The organism is Vibrio sp. 1-Bac 57, assembly GCF_037546855.1.
Lineage (GTDB): Bacteria > Pseudomonadota > Gammaproteobacteria > Enterobacterales > Psychromonadaceae > Psychromonas.
Genome location: NZ_JALAAC010000029.1, coordinates 37,918 through 55,759, shown reverse-complemented (window position 1 = coordinate 55,759; position 17,842 = coordinate 37,918). Strand labels below are relative to the sequence as shown.

Sequence of the window (17,842 nt, the reverse complement as noted above, 5' to 3'; positions counted from 1 at the left end):
CCAACTAATTATGCGGAATGGTATTAGGCGTTTAGACTGCACTGACTACTTTGCAGAAGATAAATAAAGCGCCACGCAGTGGCTATCCTTGAGTGCGATAGATAGTGGTGAATGATGCGACAGCATCGTTTTATGAGCGGGCTAGGCTTTGTCTACTTTGGCGGTTCCAACAGCAATAGTTCGCGAATGGTGGAATGCTGCGGTATCTTTGCATCGACAATATCCCCTACAAATCTGCTAGATGTCTAATACAATCATTAGCCTTAAACAATATTGTTAAATCTTCAGTGGATAATATCTATAAATACATCCAATTTAATAATAATGAGAGGGTTATCCACATTAATACGACTAAGGGAATACCAATACGTAAAAAATCAGAAAATTGATAACCACCTGCGTTCATCACTAATAGGTTAGTTTTGTAAGCCATTGGAGTTGCATAGCTTAAGTTAGCCCCAAATAATACAGCAAGTATAAATGGTTCTGGTGAAAGATTAAGCTGAGTAGCAACAGAAATGGCAATGGGGGTTCCAATAACTGCCGCAGCGTTATTAGAAACAATATTAGTTAAGATAGCTAGCAGTAGCATCAAAGCCGATAAAACTCCGCCTGGTGGAAGATCAGAGGATACTGCGACAAAGACTTGTGCAATATACTCTGCTCCTCCTGTAGACATCATCGCAGCACCAAGTGCTAAAGAGGCGGCGACTATTAAAATGACTTGGGTACTTAAGGCGGAAGAAGCTTCTTCCCAGTTTAAACATTTAGTTATTAATAATACTAGTACGCCACATACTGAGCTAATTTCAATTGGTAATAAATCGAATGCTGAAGAGAGCACGACAGCAAGTAATGTGCCTAACGCTAATGGCGCTTTACTAGTTTGTGGTAATTGCTCTGCACCATCTATGATTAATAAACCTTGTTGAGATTTTAGTCGTTCTATTTGTGTTGTTTTACCCTGTACTAATAACACATCAGCAATTCTCAAAGAGGTATTTGGAATACCACTACGAGCAGTTTCCATGGGTTTTCCTGCTCGATGTAATGCAATTACTGATATATCGTTTCTATTAAGAAAATTCGTTTGTTGTAAAGTTCTTCCTTCTAGCCCAGATCCTGCAATGATCACAATTTCAGCTAGTGTTTGATCTCCTGCTTTCAAAGCAGGTAGCTGATCAGTCTTATCCGAATCAGAAAATAAAGTCGCCCCCAATACAGATTCATACTCTTTAATATTATCAGGATAATCGTGTATTTTTAAACGGTCACCAGCAATAAGCACTGTATCTGGTAAAGGGATGATATTTTGCTGGTTTTGATTACGTTGGATTCCTCCAATTTTGATCACGCCATCGGTCAGTTTAATTATTTCTGTAATGGTTTTACCATTAGCAGTGCTGTCTTCATTGATATTTAAATACGCCGTAAATAATCGTGGTGAAGTATCTGGCATTGAAGGTGTACGAGTAGGTAATAATTTAGGGGCTATAAGTCCTAAATAAAAAACTGCGACAACGGCAGCGATCAATGCTGGTTGAATAAAATCAAATAACTCAAATTCAATAACCCCCACATTTTTTGCAATACTAACGACTAATAAGTTTGTTGACGTTCCTATGGTTGTTGCCATACCCCCAACTAACGTAGCTAATCCCATTGGTAAAAGTAATGGTGATGAATCTGTTTTAGTACGTAACGAGACACTGATTAAAATGGGCAGTAATAGAACAACAACAGGTGTGTTATTAATAAATGCACTTAGCGCACCCGCTAAGATTAACGTTAATAATAAAGATAATTTTGGGCTTATTCTCCATAGTTTGGCTATGTATCTACCGATAGGCTCTAATGCGCCAGTTCGGACAATACCATGGCCAATAATCATTAATGCGCAAACCGTGACTAAAGCTTCGTGCCCAAATCCTAAAAATAATGAACTTGGCTCAAAGTAATGGGCGACTTTCTCGTCGTAGAAAGGGAAGAAAACAAATAATAGAGAGAGGGCCGCTATGATTGAAAGGGAGGATGTTTCTAGAGGGATATCTTCACGACGAAATAAATATAATGCGAGTACGGTGATCAATAACACTGCAAGTGCATGATTATTAGGTAGATCTGGAATATTCAAATGCCATCTCCTTAATAATGTATTGTTACTATTTTATATATTAGATGTATGCAGGTTGTGATGTTTGGGTGGCATTGATATGAAATACACATCTCGACTAGAGTAAAAACGATATCATCAATATTTTAACATAATGCTTTTGTTTTTTTGCGGTGTGAATCATGATTGTGAAATATCGCTATTTTATTGTTCTTTATTGTTAGAAATAAAAAATATGGATATAAAAAAACCGCAATTAAGCGGTTTTTTATTGTTGTATTGTTATACGATTAACGCGTACCAAATACTACGATTGTTTTACCATGTGCAGAGATAAGGCCTTGTTCTTCTAACATTTTCAAAATACGTCCAACAGTCTCACGTGAACAACCCACGATTTGACCAATTTCTTGTCGTGTAATTTTGATTTGCATACCATCTGGATGTGTCATTGCATCAGGTTGCTTAGCTAAATCTAATAATGTGTTTGCGATACGACCTGTTACATCTAAAAATGCTAAGTTACCTACTTTTTGACTAGTAACTTGTAGCCTGTTCGCCATTTGACGAGAAAGACGCATTAGAATTTCAGGGTTTACTGTAATTAGCTGAGTAAATTTTTTGTAAGAAATTTCAGCTACTTCACATGCTGATTTGGCTTTTACAGAAGCACTACGAATTGGTTCTTCTTCTTTGTCGAATAAACCTAATTCACCGATGAAATCACCTTGGTTTAGATAAGATAGGATCATTTCTTTTCCATCTTCATCTTTAATTACAACAGCAACAGATCCTTTAACAATAAAGTACAGCGTGTCAGCTTTTTCACCTGCATGAATTAACATACTTTTTGCCGGATATTTGTGCGTATGACAATGTGATAAAAACCATTCTAAAGTAGGATCGGTTTGAGGTTTGGTAATGATCATAAACTTCCCTTTATCTGTATTGAATAGCTAATGGCTATTTCTTTTCATTTGTTGCACGAATAGACTTGTATATGAATTGTATCGCTTTTTTTTCAAACTCTATAATGTTTCTCAACATTAGTTGTGCAATAAATTAGATCTTGGTCATAAACAAGATTTATTTATTATGGTTTTGATTAATTCTGCACTTATGCTCTCGGAATTAACCAAAGATCTATGATTTATTTATTTATTTTGAGTCTGTTTGAACTCTTGCTTACTAATCAAAGTGACACTCTCATTTAGCTCTGAATACATGATAAATATTTCTTCATTTTTTATTTGCGCTAAAATTTGTTGCGTTTTTTGTTGTAATGAAAACTCTACTTCTCCGTAATCAGTACCCTCACGTAAAATATATTGTTCAATTAAATTGTTTAATGTCATTGCATCAAGTTGTTGGTAAGGTATTAACATAAAAGGACTCATCTAGGCTTTTGTTTAACAATACAGTAATTTAAAGGTGAAGTATGAGTTTGTTAAATGATTTACTCAAAAATAATAATCAATGGGCTGAGGATATCTTGAAAGAAGATCCTGAGTTTTTTACACATTTAGCTGAACAACAATCACCAGAGTCTTTATGGATTGGTTGTTCCTATAGTCGAGTTCCTGCCAATCAATTATTAGGTCTGATGCCCGGTGATGTTTTTGTACATCGTAATATTGCTAATTTAGTGATTCATACCGACTTGAACTGTATGTCTGTGATTAAATATGCTGTTGATGTATTAAAGGTAAAGCATATCATAGTAACTGGTCATTATGACTGTGGTGGGATACGCGCAGCGATGGAAAAACAATCTTTTGAATTGATAGATGGCTAGTTAAGAAACATTAAAGATGTGTATGTAAATCATCGTCATGAATTTTTAGAGTCAATGACTGATAAGCAGAAATTAGATCACCTTACTGAGCTTAATATTATTGAACAAGTCAAAAACGTTTGCCATACCACCTGTGTCCAAAACGCATGGCTTAAAGGTCAAGATCTAACGGTGCACGGATTGATTTATTCTGTAAAAAACCGACGCTTAAAAGATTTACAAGTGAATTTTGATAATATCGACAGTATTAATGATTTATATCATATTAATTAATAGCCCTGTAGTAATAGGCTAGTTGTACAAAAATAAATAGTGAAATTCAAATGGAGTGGAATATGAACAAAAAGTTAATTGGTTTGTTGTTAGTTGGGCTGCCTTTTTTTGCAAGTGCTGCGGATATTGAAGCTGGTAAAGCAAAATCGGCAGTTTGTGTAGCTTGTCATGGTGCGGAAGGTATTTCTGCTGTACCTATTTACCCTAACCTTAAAGGGCAAAAAGAAGTGTATTTAGCTTCTTCTTTAAAAGCGTATAAAGCTTCACAACGACAAGGGGGGATGTCTGCATTGATGATACCGCAGGCTGCAGCTTTAAGTGATACTGATATCGCTAACCTAGCCGCTTATTATTCTTCGTTGAAATAAATATACTCATATTACAACGCGATCAAAAATGGCCTCAACGAGGCCATTTTTATTCATAATAAAAGATAGTTAAATATCAATATTATAGGTCGTCAGAGTGACCTGATAAGTATTTTGCTACGCCTTCTGGAGTCGCTTCCATACCTGCTTTGTCTTTAGCCCATTGTGCAGGACAAACTTCACCGTGCTCTTCGTGGAATTGTAATGCATCAACCATACGTAACATTTCATCAATATTACGACCTAAAGGTAGATCGTTAACTACTTGATGACGAACAACGCCGTTTTTGTCAATTAAGAAAGAACCACGTAATGCAACGCCAGCTTCTTCTAATTCAACATCGTATGCTTTACAAATTTCGTGCTTAACGTCTGCTACTAGTGGATATTGAACTGCACCGATACCGCCATCATTGATAGCAGTGTTACGCCATGCGTTGTGAGAGAATTGTGAATCAATTGATACACCAATAACTTCAACACCACGTGCTTGGAAATCACCAAAACGTTTGTCGAAAGCAATTAGTTCTGAAGGACATACAAAAGTGAAATCTAATGGGTAAAAGAAGATAACTGTTTCTTTACCGTTTGCGAATTCTTTTAGGTTAAAACTATCAACAATTTCACCGTTTCCTAATACTGCTGCTGCTGTAAAATCAGGAGCTTGCTTACCTACTAATACCATGAGATTTTCCTTTATATAGATTTAAATGAAGCCATGCACAATTTTTATCAGGCATAACTTCTGTAGAATGCGTTAAATGGAATAAATATGCGAATTGTTTATAGCGATTAATTTGATAGTTTTTAGCTATTGAAATGTTGTTTTTATGTTCTGAATGAATAAACCCGCTTATTAAGGCGGGTTTATTCAGATATTTATTTGTGCTTGTACTAGTTGCTTAGTCTAAGCATTAAGGGTTTCGTCCATATTTACTGAAGTCAGGTTTACGTTTTTCATTAAAGGCATTTCTTCCTTCTTGTCCTTCTTCACTCATATAAAATAACATGGTTGCGTTGCCAGCTAATTCTTGTAATCCAGCTTGACCATCACAATCCGCGTTCAGTGCTGCTTTTAAACAACGTAATGCCATTGGGCTGTTTTGTAATATTTCTCGGCACCATTTCACGGTTTCTTTTTCAAGGTCAATCAATGGAACGACTGTATTCACTAAGCCCATATCAACTGCTTCTTGGGCATCATACATACGACAAAGAAACCAGATTTCACGTGCTTTTTTCTGCCCTACAATACGTGCCATATAACTGGCTCCCCAACCACCATCAAAAGATCCTACTTTCGGGCCTGTTTGACCAAACTTTGCATTATCCGCTGCAATCGTTAAGTCACACATCATGTGTAATACATGACCTCCTCCTACAGCATAACCAGCAACCATTGCGATAACAGGTTTGGGACAAGTCCGGATCTGACGTTGAAAGTCTAAAACATTAAGATGATGGCCGCCTTCTTCATCTTTATAACCTGAATCACCACGGACACTTTGATCACCACCTGAACAAAATGCTAAATCTCCAGCACCAGTCAGAATAATTACGCCAATCTTTTGATCATATCGTGCGTCATGTAAAGCTTGCATCATTTCATTGACCGTTTGAGGACGAAAGGCGTTCCGAACTTGTGGTCGATTGATGGTTATTTTCGCAATACCTTCGGCCTTGTGATAAATAATATCTTCAAATGGTAAAGAACTTTCGTTCCACGTTATCGCTGCATAGAAATCTGCATCAGTCATATTGGCTCCAACTTAATGTTTAAAAATGCTCTGTTAAGAATAGTTGTTTAATATTATTGGCGTAGTTTATGGGATCTTGTTGGTGAGTGTTATGACCTAAACCATTAAAACAGTGGGTTTTTATATTGTTTGTTTGTGGAATAAGTTGAGCTATTTGCGTGAATTTGGTGTCTTTTTGCCCATAAAAATAACTAATCGCTAACGTTGTTTTGCTCAGAAAGTCTTGCGCACAGTGTTGTTGGGATAAACTGGTTGAAAGCAACATGTTCGCTAAGAAAACACCATAATTGTGGCTTCTTTTCTTTATTATTGTTTGTTTTTGTTGCTCACTTAAATCATTAAAAATGGCCTGTGCATACCATTGTTGTAAACTCTCTTCGATAGATTGAGTTGAAAATTTTTCTGCCCAGGCTAGATCAAATTGATAGCGACTTTGCTTGGATGCTTGATCCGTTAATCCGATATGACATGATTCCAAAATCAAATGCTTTAAACGAGGGTCCTGTTGGCTTCGAGCGTAATCTAATGCAATCCGCCCACCCAGTGAGTATCCGACTAGACAAAACGAGTTAATGTTAAGTGATGCCAAGGTGAATTTGATTAATTGATGGCAGTGTTCAAAGCCGCCTTCTAAAGGTGCTACATTAGCAACTGATGAACCATGACCTGGCAAATCGATGGTGACACAATGAAAGTCATTTTTAAGATGTTCAATGGTCCTTTTCCAATCTTTTCTATTGCCTAAAAAGCCATGTAAAAAAACCAAAGTAGGGTGGTCTGGTGAGCCTTGCTGTTCACTATATAATGGCATTTTGTAGTTGCTCCTTGATCTCTTGTAACTGCGTCGGTGTTATCAAATTACTAATACAGATCTCAATCAGTGTCGCTTTATTTTCTGTGTTTATTGAAGCCGCATGTTGGTAATTCTGTTTAAAGTCTGACAACGTTTTAGGCTGTTGATAAGCTATTGCAAATTGCGCACAGGTTTGGGCAAACGTTAAACCATGTGGTAATTGATAAAATGCTTGCTGTTGTGCTTTAGGGACGGGCAATAGATTGAAAATACCCCCACCATCATTATTTAAAAGTACGATCACAAATGGCTGCTTTAATTGTGTTAATAAAGCTAAGGAATTTAAGTCATATAAAAAAGAGGTGTCACCAATTAATAGCGTCGTTGCCCCTTGTCTCTTTTTTGCAATACCCACTGCCGTTGCAATCACTCCATCTATACCACTTGCACCACGATTGCTATAAATCGTTGCATTTGTATTGGCAAACATATCAGCTAAGCGGATCGCGAGGCTGTTTCCTAGCATAATATTATCTTTGCTGTGATTTAATACATGGGCAGTACTATTTGCTTCACTAATCTGATCATCTAGTAAATAGGGATTAATAATGTCTGGTAATCGTTCTTGATATTTTTTTACTTTTTCAAGCCAATTTTTATCTGTTTTTTTATTATTGTAGGTTTGTTTTATGAAGTTTTTTGCGTTGCTTACAAAACGTTGAGTGACACAATGTGCAGGATCTATGCGTTGTGTATATTCAGAAACCACCCAAATAGGTGCGGCCGTTGAGCCGATATATTGTGTTAGCCTTTTGCTTACTAAGTGATCTGAAAATTGTATAATCAGATCTGCTTCATCAATATGGTGCTTAAATGACGGACTGCATAATAATAGATCGTAGCCGGTTATATTATTTACTGTTCCCTGCAACTGAGATTGAACATCTGCGAACATTAAGAGATCAAATTGTTGGCAAAACTGTGCGATTGCCATTGCCTGCTGCTTATCACTGATACGCCCCACAACCACTAAAACTTTCTCTGCATTCAAGTTAATATTTTTATCTACAACTTTATCGTATTGTGTTGAATGGTAAGTTGTGTAAAGACTACTGTGGCTATCCCATCCCTTTAAACTACTGAGATAATTTTTGAAGTTAATGGTTTTGTGTTCGGGATAAAAAGGTTCAGCAATTGCCATATTAAAGTGAATAGGGCCTTTATCTATATGTTGCTGAAATAAACCTTGGTTGAGCGTTGTTAATAAAGAATTACTTTTAATAGATTCCGTCGGCGTTGGGATTTGTGCAAAAAATATTGGGTAATCGGCAAAAATTTTATACTGATCTATTGCTTGATTTGCTGCGCAATTAATTAGTTCAGGAGGCCTATCTGCAGAAATAATGATCAGTGGAATATGGCTTTGTTTTGCTTCTATCACTGCTGGATATAAATTAGCCACTGCGGTGCCTGATGTTGTGATGATTACAACTGGCTTTGATGAAGCTTGGCTCAAACCTAATGCAAGAAACCCTAAGCCTCGTTCGTCAAAATGAACATGTGTTATTGCTTTGGGGTGATTAGCAACAGCCAGCGTCAATGGGGTTGAGCGAGACCCCGGTGCAATACAAAAGTCACTGATACCATATCGAGTTAACTCTTCAATAAACAGGCTAGACCATAATAAATTAATATTATGATGCTGATGGGGAAAGGTATATTGGTGATCTACCTGTGTCATTGCATGCCCTCTAATATGTTCCCAATATGGTTAATATTGTTCGAATCTTATTATCTAACTCTTGCCACTCTTGTTCTGCAATAGAGCCGGTGACAATGCCTGCCCCTGCAAATAATTTAATACAGTTTTGAGTTACCAATGCGCTTCTTATGGCAACACTAAAATCACTTTCATGTTCAGTTATACAACCAACAGCACCTGCGTACCAACCTCGTTGATAGGGCTCATTATCATTAATGAATTGTAATGCTGGTAATTTAGGTGTACCACCCACTGCAGGAGTAGGGTGTAATTTGTATAACAGATCCCTATCTTCGGTTTCATCAAGTAGTTGAGCTGTGATTGGCACACATAAGTGTTGTACATTGTGTAGTTGCATAACCTGAGCAGGTGCGCAACTTACTTGTGCTTTGAGTTGTTTTAAATTAGCAATAATGAATTCTTGGACAATATGATTTTCACGGTCTATTTTTTTATCATTTAATAAACTTTGTAATAACAGATCATCTTCGCGTTTATTTCTGCCTCTATTCACTGTGCCTGCTAAAGCTTCAGTTGTTACCGTTCGCTGCCGACGAGAGAAAAGGCGCTCCGGAGAGCAGCTGATAAAACTCTGCTTATTAGATAGTTTTAAAACATAATGGAAACTATTAGGGTTAGCTTGCTGCCAAAGTGCCATCATATCCCAAGTGTTGATTGGGGTATCAAAGCATAATTCGGTTTCTCTTGATAACACGACTTTGGGTAATAAAGCTTTATATTCTATGGCAAGATCAACTAATTTAGCCCATTGTTGTTGATTAGGGCTATCTTGACGTTTCAGAAATTGTGAATTAAATGCGACTAATGGTACTGCAGGTTGCAACAAGTTAACGCTATCAATTGTTTTTTTAATGTTATGGACACCATTAAAATGGAAAGTGACTTGTGTTTGTTCTTTGCCTTCATCAGAGTCTTTTAACTGTTCAAAGACCATTAATGGTCTGATGAAAAGAATCGCCGGAAAGTCAGGCCATTGTTCACCTTGCTGTTGGAAAGCTAAGCCGCCTATATAAAATGCTTGTTCAGTAGCTTTGGGGATATGATGTAACGTTTCAATAGCGCCGAAACACGCAATAGTTGTACTTTTTTCTTTATTTTGCCAATAGATATGCGGTAATAAAGGTAAGTTTTCTTGGCCAGCCAATCTTTGTCCTTTTAATAAAGGTAATAAACTGATTGCTTCAATAGTTACTGTTAAATTGGTACTCGGAAAGTGTCCGTGAATAAGACTAAATGATTGTAATTGCTGTGTTAATGTTTTTTGTAGTTGTTGAAGTTGGTTCATATCTTCGACTATAACCCAGTGCTATATTTATCTATTCATGTTTGCTAATGTAGCGCGATATTAACCTTATTCCTAGTGCCGTTATCAATTATCACCATTTTATAGGACTTTTAGTGAAATCATTTCAAGTTTGGATTCAAGCGTGTCGATTACGTACCTTACCGCTAGCTGTTGCTTCTATTATTGTTGCCGCTGGCTTAGCGGTACAGCATCAAGTTTTTAGTGCGAGTATTTTTTTATTATCTATATTAACTGCTTTATTACTACAAATATTGTCTAATCTAGCCAATGATTACGGTGATGCGTTAACGGGGGCTGATGATCAGAGGACGGGCCCAGAAAGGGCGATGCAAAGTGGCTTGATTAGTGCAACATCCATGAAAAAGGCAATAGTGCTTGTCACTGGGTTATGCCTCATTTCTGGACTTTCTTTATTAAGCGTTTCATTTGCCGGAGACTTAACTCGTTGGCTAGTTTTCTTAGGGTTAGGTGTGGCTGCTATTATTGCTGCAATTACTTATACCATGGGTAAATTACCCTATGGTTATCGTGCCATGGGCGATATTGCTGTTTTCCTGTTCTTTGGTTTATTAGGTGTACTCGGGAGCTTCTATTTACAAGCGTTAACGTTGCCTATTTCTTTAATATTACCTGCTATCAGTGTCGGTTTATTAAGCGCAGCTGTTTTAAATATTAACAACATGCGTGATGTTTATAGTGATAAAGCGGCTAATAAAATCACTTTAGTGGTTTTATTAGGGCGTAAAAAAGCATTTTTTTATCACTTACTGCTTATCAGTACTGCAATGTTATGTAGTTCACTTTATATTTATCAGCTTGAGGGAAGCCAATTTTGGCAATATCTATTTCTATTAATTACTAGCCCATTGGCGAAAAGCTGCATTCAAATTGCTGAAGCAATCAAGAAAGATGATCGAGAAGGTTCGATTTTTAATGAACAACTGAAAAACACTGCAATCAGTGCTTTTGTATTTTCATTATTATTTGCGATTGTTCTAATCGCTTAAAAATCGATTAATTATTCTGCTAATAACTGGTTTTAAAGCCAGTTGTTTCGGTTTTTTTTGCTATTTTTATAAAACATGACAAAATAAAGTCGAAAAAAACAACATATTTCCGCTTTTTTCTAAATACTGTGTTCTGTTTAACTACAAAGATTGTATAATGCCGCGGGAATATAGCCTCCAATTTTTTACATACAGAGTATAAAAAATGACAGATTTAAGTAAATACAGAAACATTGGTATTTTCGCGCACGTTGATGCGGGTAAAACTACTACTACAGAGCGTATCTTGAAACTTACTGGACAGATCCACAAGTCTGGTGAAACTCACGATGGCGAATCAACTACTGACTTCATGGAACAGGAAGCTGAGCGCGGTATTACTATACAATCTGCTGCTGTAACTTGTTTCTGGAAAGATCATCGTTTTAACGTAATCGATACACCTGGACACGTTGACTTCACCGTTGAAGTATACCGTTCACTTAAAGTATTGGATGGCGGCATCGGTGTATTCTGTGGTTCTGGTGGTGTTGAACCACAATCAGAAACTAACTGGCGTTACGCGAATGACTCACGAGTTGCACGTATTATCTTCGTAAATAAATTAGACCGTATGGGTGCTGATTTTTACCGCGTAGTTAAACAAACTAAAGACGTACTAGGTGCTAACCCACTAGTTATGGTTCTACCAATCGGTATAGAAGACGAATTTTGTGGTGTTGTTGACCTACTAACTCGTAAAGCATACGTTTGGGATGAAACTGGTCTTCCAGAAAACTACGAGCTTACTGATGTACCTGCGGACATGGTTGATAAAGTAGAAGAATACCGTGAAATGTTGCTTGAAGAAGCACTAGGTCAAGACGATGATTTGCTTGAAGCTTACCTTGAAGGTGAAGAGCCATCTCTAGAAGACATTAAACGTTGTATCCGTAAAGGTACGCGTACAATGGAATTCTTCCCTACTTACTGTGGTTCTGCGTTTAAAAACAAAGGTATGCAAAACATCCTTGACGCTGTTGTTGATTACCTACCTTCACCTACAGAAGTTGACCCACAGCCTCTTACAGATGAAGAAGGCGAGCCAAACGGTAAATTCGCACTTGTTTCTGCTGAAGAAAGCTTTAAAGCACTAGCATTTAAAATCACAGATGACCGTTTTGGTTCATTAACTTTCGTACGTATCTACTCAGGTACATTGAAGAAAGGCGATACCATCATGAACGCTGCTACAGGTAAAACTGAGCGTGTTGGTCGTATGTGTGAAATGCAAGCTGATGACCGTAACGAACTTACTTCAGCACAAGCGGGTGATATCATCGCTATCGTTGGTATGAAAAGTAACGTTCAAACTGGTCACACATTATGTGATCCAAAAGATCCAATCATTCTAGAAGCAATGGTTTTCCCTGAACCAGTAATCTCTATCTCTGTTACACCTAAAGATAAAGGTTCAACTGAGAAAATGGGTATTGCTATCGGTAAAATGGTTGCAGAAGATCCAACATTCCGTGTTGAAACAGACCAAGATTCAGGTGAAACAATCCTATCTGGTATGGGTGAGCTTCACTTAGATATCAAAGTAGATATCCTTAAACGTACATACGGTGTTGATTTAGTAGTAGGTGAACCTCAAGTTGCTTACCGTGAAACAATCACGCAAGAAATTGAAGATTCTTACACACATAAGAAACAATCTGGTGGTTCTGGTCAATTCGGTAAAATCGATTACCGTATCAAGCCTGGCGAAGCTGGTTCAGGTTTCACATTCAAATCAGTGGTTGTTGGTGGTAACGTACCTAAAGAATTCTTCCCTGCTATCGAGAAAGGCTTCGAAGGCATGATGGATAATGGTGTACTTGCTGGTTTCCCTGTACTTGACGTTGAAGTTGAACTTTACGATGGTGGTTTCCACGCCGTGGATTCATCTGCAGTAGCATTTGAATTAGCAGCACGTGGTGCATTCCGTCAATCTATTCCAAAAGCTGGTGTTCAACTTCTTGAGCCTGTAATGGCTGTAGACGTGTTCACTCCAGATGACCATGTTGGTGATGTTATCGGTGACCTTAGCCGTCGTCGTGGCATGATTGCTGGTCAAGAAGCTGGTGCTTCTGGTGTTCGTATTAAAGCTGACGTACCTCTTTCAGAAATGTTTGGTTACATCGGTTCACTACGTACAATGACTTCAGGTCGTGGTCAGTTCTCTATGGAGTTCAAAAACTACATGCCTTGCCCTGGTTCAGTATCTGATGCTGTGATTGAGAAAGTTAAAGCTGATAAAGCAGCTGCTAAAAAATAATTTCTGTCCTAAATTAGGATAAAGAAATATTTTTAAGTTGATAAACCCTTGCTATGAAAATAGTGAGGGTTTTTTTATGCTTTATATTAAATTATAGAAATGTTCGAACATTAACTTCAGTTTATCACCTGTAATGACTTCATATAGTTGTCAGTTCTGCATTGAGTTCAAAAACACCATGCCTGTCCTGCTTCAGTATCTGATGTCTATACCCAGAGTAAGTCGAAAAAGTTAAAGCTGATAAAGCAGCGGCTAAAAAATAATTTCTGTCCTAAATTAGGATAAAGAAATATTTTTAAGTTGATAAACCCTTGCTATGAAAATAGTGAGGGTTTTTTTATGCTTTATATTAAATTCTAGAAATGTTCGAACATTAACTTCATTACCAGTAATGGCTTCATGAAGTGGTCAGTTCTGCATGGGGCTCAAAAACACCATGCCTTGTCCTGCTTCAGTATCTGATATCTATACCCAGAGTAAGTCGAGAAAGTTAAAGCTGACAAAGCAGCGGCTAAAAAATAATTTCTGTCCTAAATTAGGATAAAGAAATGTTTTTAAGTTGATAAACCTTTGCTATGAAAATAGTGAGGGTTTTTTTATGCTTTATATTAAATTCTAGAAATGTTCGAACATTAACTTCATTACCAGTAATGACTTCATGAAGTGGTCAGTTCTCCATTGAGTTCAAAAACACCATGCTTTGTCCTGCTTCAGTATCTGATGTCCATACCCAGAGTAAGTCGAGAAAGTTAAAGCTGACAAAGCAGCGGCTAAAAATAATTTTTAGCTTTTCTCTCGTAATGAAAGTTGTGTGGGCTTTTCTGTTTTTATTGATATGATTTTTTATTTTTACTTATATAACATTTTAAACTATCCTCGCATCAATAATAAATTTATATTCAATAATGGGTAGTTAATTATGATTTTTGGCCGAGTTACACTTAAGCAAAAGTTAGCTTTTTCCGCTAGTTTTGCCATTTTAGTTGGCGCTATATTAGTGATGACAATCTCTTTTCAAGGTTCACTCAAACGATTAGATATTGAATTAAATCAGCGTCTTCTAAGTAGTACTCATAGGTTGGACTTTAAGAAATAATGGGTTTTAACCCGTATTGCAATCGTCCCGTTTTTTTATCTCTGTCAGGATGTGCCCGTTTGGCATATTTTGACAGAAAATGGATTGTGCTTTTCCACGTTTTTTTGAGCTTCGATAATATGTTTTGCGTTATCAATTCCATCAGTGGATAAAACCAACCCTGTGTATTTTTAGCAACCATAAACGTCGACAACTCAACGCCTGTAAGTTGCTGAACACTTAACCCTATACGTCGTTTAACTAACAATGAGAGTAAACTACTCCAGACCAATCCTTCCATCATTGTCGCTTTTCGAGTGTTAAACTTTTGTAAGTTACAATATGATTTCCACTCTTTAAAGAGGAGCTCAATTTGCCAACGTAACTGATAGAGTTTCATCACCTTTTCTGCACTAAACTGCTCTCTATCTAAATTAGTTGCCCAATAAGTCGGTTCATCTTTTCCTTCCGGCCAACTGGCAATTAATCGGTAATTTGTTTTCCCTTCTACGTCCATGTCCACAATACCGCTACGGCGAATATGCTTCTTAACCGCTTTCTGTTTTATTTTCTGAAATCGTTTTAATGGCTTACCCGCTTTATTGAATCCGGCAACAACCATCGGGTTAACTGTTGTTTTGGCACGAACAACATAAGCGCCGCCAGCCTGGTCAATCTCATCTAAATATGACAGCTTAAAATAACCTCGGTCAGCCAGCAATAACCTACCTGCTAATGCGTCGGCATCGGGTAGAAAGTCATACTCCGCTTGACTATCAGGACTGATAGAGACTTGTTCAGGATAGCCTTTCAATACGTCCCAGCTAACATGAACCTCGATGGCTGCAGGGCTAATTTTGGTAAAGCGACCTTTGAAAATATCTTTTAAGCTATCGTGAACAGCAAAAGAGCTACCATCTTGTAATACGATACCTTTAAAGGCTGATAACTCAACTTCAGTGCCAAGTACTTGTTGCTGCCAATCATTGACTGCAACCCCGATTAGCTCTTTTATCAGTCCAACAAATTCCGGTTTACTCAGCTGATTATGAAAAGGCTTATACTGCACATCCGTTTCAGTTAACTTTACAAAATAGCGATGTAAATCCGTGACCGTATCGACTGACTTATCACCTAAAGCAGTGATTAATGACATCACCAATTCAAAAGGTTTAATAATTCGTTTTCGGTTACAAAAGTTAACCTTTTTACCTATTTCATTAATTTTTAATTCATTAAGCACTTTAGTTATTTGCAGTAACTCAGTATTATCTTTATTCATGCTCTGATTTGCTCATTGATAGTGGTTTGGCGATTACTATCAGATCAAATTCAGAGCATGTTTTCAACTGATTTTTTTCTTAAGATCCAACCTATGAAGTAGTACTAGCTATTATAATCGGTACGTAAGTGACTGGCTTGCGGCAAAAGGAGAAGCTCTAAAGTCTCTACCCGCTACCGTCGAACTTGATCAATTAGAAAAACATTTACAGCAGCTACGAGTTGGAGCTGGTTTTGATAATGTATTTTTAGCATTTCAAGATGGTAGTCAAAAAAATGCAAATGGCGTAATTCTACCTTCAGGCAATGATGATCCTAGAAAGTGGGGGTGGTATAAAAATGCAATGGCTAAGCCACAGGATGTCTTTATGGATAACCCAACAGTAGCAGCCGCGACAGGTGAAAATGTTGTTTCTCTTGGTAAAGCCGTTCAGGTTATAGGCGAAACTGCCGTTTTAGGTGCAGATGTACAGATCAGCGATATCATTGAGCAATTACAAAGTGCTGTTTTGCCCGGCACAGGTTATATGTTTATCGCAACCAATAAAGGTAATATTTTTGCACATGCCGATAGCTCGTTATTAAATAAACCGCTTAGTGCAATGGATCCTGAATTGAGCCAAGGATTATCAAATTTATCTTCCGTAAATGCTAAATTACAAATCATGATGGTGGCGAATCAAGAGAGTTATGTTTATGTCGCTCCTATTAAGGGAACGCGTTTACAAACGATTGTGATAATTAATAAGGAATCTGTTGTAGCCCCTTTAATTACAGCGCTCTGGCAACAATTGTTAGGAGCATTAGTGATTGTTGCAGTTTGTTTGTTAGCTTTTAATCTATTTTGTAATTATCTCTTCAAACCATTACAAGGTGTATCTCGCGCTCTGGAAACGATTGCACAAGGTGGAGGTGACTTAACTAGACGTATTGATATTGATAGTAATGATGAAGTGGGTACATTGGGGAAGCATTTCAATCAGTTTATGGGTAGCTTACAAATGCTTATTCAAGATGTTTTTGCTTTGGCTGAACAGCTTAAAATAGAAGCGCGTAACAGTGAAGGGCGAGCTAATGAATCAGTTAAAGGGTTACAATTACAGCAGCAAGAAGTAACTATGGTAGCAACGGCTGTGACTGAGATGTCATCAGCAACGCATGAAATTGCCGAAAATGCAGAGCAAACAGCACAGGCCGCTTATTCTTTAGCTGATTATGCACAACAAGGTCAATCAGAAGTAGAAAAAACACAACATTCGATTACCAACTTAGCTACTGAAATCGTTCAGGCAACTGATGTTATTAGTGCACTACATCAGCATGCACAAGATATAAATGGAATTTTAACAACTATCCAAGGTATTGCGGATCAGACTAATTTATTGGCACTTAATGCTGCTATTGAAGCGGCAAGAGCTGGTGAGCATGGACGTGGTTTTGCTGTGGTCGCTGATGAAGTGCGTGGTTTAGCGCAGCGCACCCATAGTTCTACTGAAGAAATTCAGAGTATGATCGGCACTTTGCAAACGAGCACTAATAATGCAGTGAAATTGATGAATAACAGTTCTTTATTAGCGAAAGGTACGGTGAATGATGCACAGCAGGCCGCACAATCTTTAGCTAAAATTAAGGACTCAGTAGAAGTGATTAGTAATATGGCAACTCATATCGCCACCGCTTCAGAAGAACAAAATCAAGTGACCTCTGAGATCACTAAAAATACTACATCCATTAAAGATGTAACTGATAAGTTAACTGAAGACGCTACGGTATCTAAATTACAAGCGAGTGAATTGAACGCCCAAGCTAATTTATTAAGTGCTAAAGTTTCAGTTTTCCATGTGTAATTAATAGGTAAACATCTCCTTACCCTTGTAAGGGGATGTTTGCTTATCCCAATATCTAATAGCAGATATTTTAAGCTTCGTAAGTATTCGAGTTAGGGGTTATATTTCGAATAATAATAGGCACTAAAACTACGCTATAGTCTTG

Annotated in this window: 12 protein-coding genes and 2 pseudogenes; 5 read left to right on the top strand and 9 right to left on the bottom strand. The window is 37.4% G+C overall.

Annotation, left to right across the window (positions count from 1 at the left end):
* Positions 1-298: 298 nt before the first annotated feature.
* From MT391_RS16025 to MT391_RS16015, 3 genes are all read right to left on the bottom strand, one after another.
* The gene (locus MT391_RS16025; RefSeq protein WP_499498981.1) at positions 299-2,134 is read right to left on the bottom strand and encodes an SLC13 family permease; all 1,836 of its coding nucleotides are present in this window, start codon (positions 2,132-2,134) and stop codon (positions 299-301) included.
* A gap of 269 nt (positions 2,135-2,403) precedes the next feature.
* Complete coding sequence (crp, locus tag MT391_RS16020; protein WP_028868783.1) at positions 2,404-3,042, bottom strand: cAMP-activated global transcriptional regulator CRP; 639 nt, start codon at positions 3,040-3,042, stop codon at positions 2,404-2,406.
* Between the two features lie 225 nt (positions 3,043-3,267).
* On the bottom strand, positions 3,268-3,498 hold the full coding sequence (locus tag MT391_RS16015) for a YheU family protein (RefSeq protein WP_166371778.1): 231 nt from the start codon (positions 3,496-3,498) through the stop codon (positions 3,268-3,270).
* Positions 3,499-3,551: 53 nt separating this feature from the next.
* Between MT391_RS16015 and can the strand changes: the two are divergent.
* Positions 3,552-4,181: pseudogene (gene can / locus MT391_RS16010) on the top strand (carbonate dehydratase).
* 62 nt (positions 4,182-4,243) lie between these two features.
* A complete protein-coding gene (locus MT391_RS16005) occupies positions 4,244-4,549 on the top strand; it encodes a c-type cytochrome (RefSeq protein WP_166371679.1) in 306 nt (101 codons plus the stop codon).
* Positions 4,550-4,631: 82 nt separating this feature from the next.
* Here the strand turns inward: MT391_RS16005 and MT391_RS16000 are convergent, their stop codons facing one another.
* The 5 genes from MT391_RS16000 to MT391_RS15980 all read right to left on the bottom strand — a co-directional run bounded on the left by MT391_RS16000 (position 4,632) and on the right by MT391_RS15980 (position 10,167).
* Positions 4,632-5,234 carry a peroxiredoxin C gene (locus tag MT391_RS16000; RefSeq protein WP_028868779.1) on the bottom strand — a complete coding sequence of 201 codons (603 nt, stop codon included), beginning with the start codon at positions 5,232-5,234 and terminating at the stop codon, positions 4,632-4,634.
* Between the two features lie 229 nt (positions 5,235-5,463).
* On the bottom strand, positions 5,464-6,306 hold the full coding sequence (gene menB / locus MT391_RS15995) for a 1,4-dihydroxy-2-naphthoyl-CoA synthase (protein ID WP_166371681.1): 843 nt from the start codon (positions 6,304-6,306) through the stop codon (positions 5,464-5,466).
* A 19-nt stretch (positions 6,307-6,325) separates the two neighbouring features.
* The gene (gene menH, locus MT391_RS15990; protein ID WP_499498978.1) at positions 6,326-7,117 is read right to left on the bottom strand and encodes a 2-succinyl-6-hydroxy-2,4-cyclohexadiene-1-carboxylate synthase; all 792 of its coding nucleotides are present in this window, start codon (positions 7,115-7,117) and stop codon (positions 6,326-6,328) included.
* Positions 7,104-8,840, bottom strand: coding sequence for a 2-succinyl-5-enolpyruvyl-6-hydroxy-3-cyclohexene-1-carboxylic-acid synthase (gene menD, locus MT391_RS15985; RefSeq protein ID WP_499498976.1), 1,737 nt, complete (start codon positions 8,838-8,840; stop codon positions 7,104-7,106). Before menD ends, menH begins: the two co-directional genes overlap by 14 nt.
* A gap of 10 nt (positions 8,841-8,850) precedes the next feature.
* Positions 8,851-10,167 carry an isochorismate synthase gene (locus MT391_RS15980; RefSeq protein ID WP_499498975.1) on the bottom strand — a complete coding sequence of 439 codons (1,317 nt, stop codon included), beginning with the start codon at positions 10,165-10,167 and terminating at the stop codon, positions 8,851-8,853.
* 113 nt (positions 10,168-10,280) lie between these two features.
* Between MT391_RS15980 and menA the strand changes: the two genes are divergently transcribed.
* Both menA and fusA read left to right on the top strand, forming a co-directional pair.
* Entirely contained in the window at positions 10,281-11,195 is a 915-nt protein-coding gene (menA, locus tag MT391_RS15975; RefSeq protein WP_499498973.1) for a 1,4-dihydroxy-2-naphthoate octaprenyltransferase, read from the top strand.
* A gap of 205 nt (positions 11,196-11,400) precedes the next feature.
* Positions 11,401-13,494 (top strand): elongation factor G, encoded by a 2,094-nt coding sequence (gene fusA / locus MT391_RS15970; protein ID WP_499498971.1) that lies wholly within the window; start codon positions 11,401-11,403, stop codon positions 13,492-13,494.
* A gap of 1,085 nt (positions 13,495-14,579) precedes the next feature.
* On the opposite strand, the gene MT391_RS15965 is transcribed toward fusA, so the two are convergent.
* Positions 14,580-15,851, bottom strand: coding sequence for an IS4-like element ISMps1 family transposase (locus tag MT391_RS15965; protein WP_499498969.1), 1,272 nt, complete (start codon positions 15,849-15,851; stop codon positions 14,580-14,582).
* A gap of 124 nt (positions 15,852-15,975) precedes the next feature.
* On the opposite strand from MT391_RS15965, the pseudogene MT391_RS15960 reads away from it, so the two are divergent.
* Positions 15,976-17,697: pseudogene (locus MT391_RS15960) on the top strand (methyl-accepting chemotaxis protein); the annotation flags it as partial.
* Between the last annotated feature and the right edge of the window lie 145 nt (positions 17,698-17,842).

Bases quoted from the DNA above. Each gene is read 5' to 3' on its own strand.
- crp (WP_028868783.1), bottom strand. From the start codon at position 3,042: ATGATCATTACCAAACCTCAAACCGATCCTACTTTAGAATGGTTTTTA.
- MT391_RS16015 (WP_166371778.1), bottom strand. From the start codon at position 3,498: ATGTTAATACCTTACCAACAACTTGATGCAATGACATTAAACAATTTA.
- MT391_RS16005 (WP_166371679.1), top strand. From the start codon at position 4,244: ATGAACAAAAAGTTAATTGGTTTGTTGTTAGTTGGGCTGCCTTTTTTT.
- MT391_RS16000 (WP_028868779.1), bottom strand. From the start codon at position 5,234: ATGGTATTAGTAGGTAAGCAAGCTCCTGATTTTACAGCAGCAGCAGTA.
- menB (WP_166371681.1), bottom strand. From the start codon at position 6,306: ATGACTGATGCAGATTTCTATGCAGCGATAACGTGGAACGAAAGTTCT.
- menH (WP_499498978.1), bottom strand. From the start codon at position 7,117: ATGCCATTATATAGTGAACAGCAAGGCTCACCAGACCACCCTACTTTG.
- menD (WP_499498976.1), bottom strand. From the start codon at position 8,840: ATGACACAGGTAGATCACCAATATACCTTTCCCCATCAGCATCATAAT.
- MT391_RS15980 (WP_499498975.1), bottom strand. From the start codon at position 10,167: ATGAACCAACTTCAACAACTACAAAAAACATTAACACAGCAATTACAA.
- fusA (WP_499498971.1), top strand. From the start codon at position 11,401: ATGACAGATTTAAGTAAATACAGAAACATTGGTATTTTCGCGCACGTT.
- MT391_RS15965 (WP_499498969.1), bottom strand. From the start codon at position 15,851: ATGAATAAAGATAATACTGAGTTACTGCAAATAACTAAAGTGCTTAAT.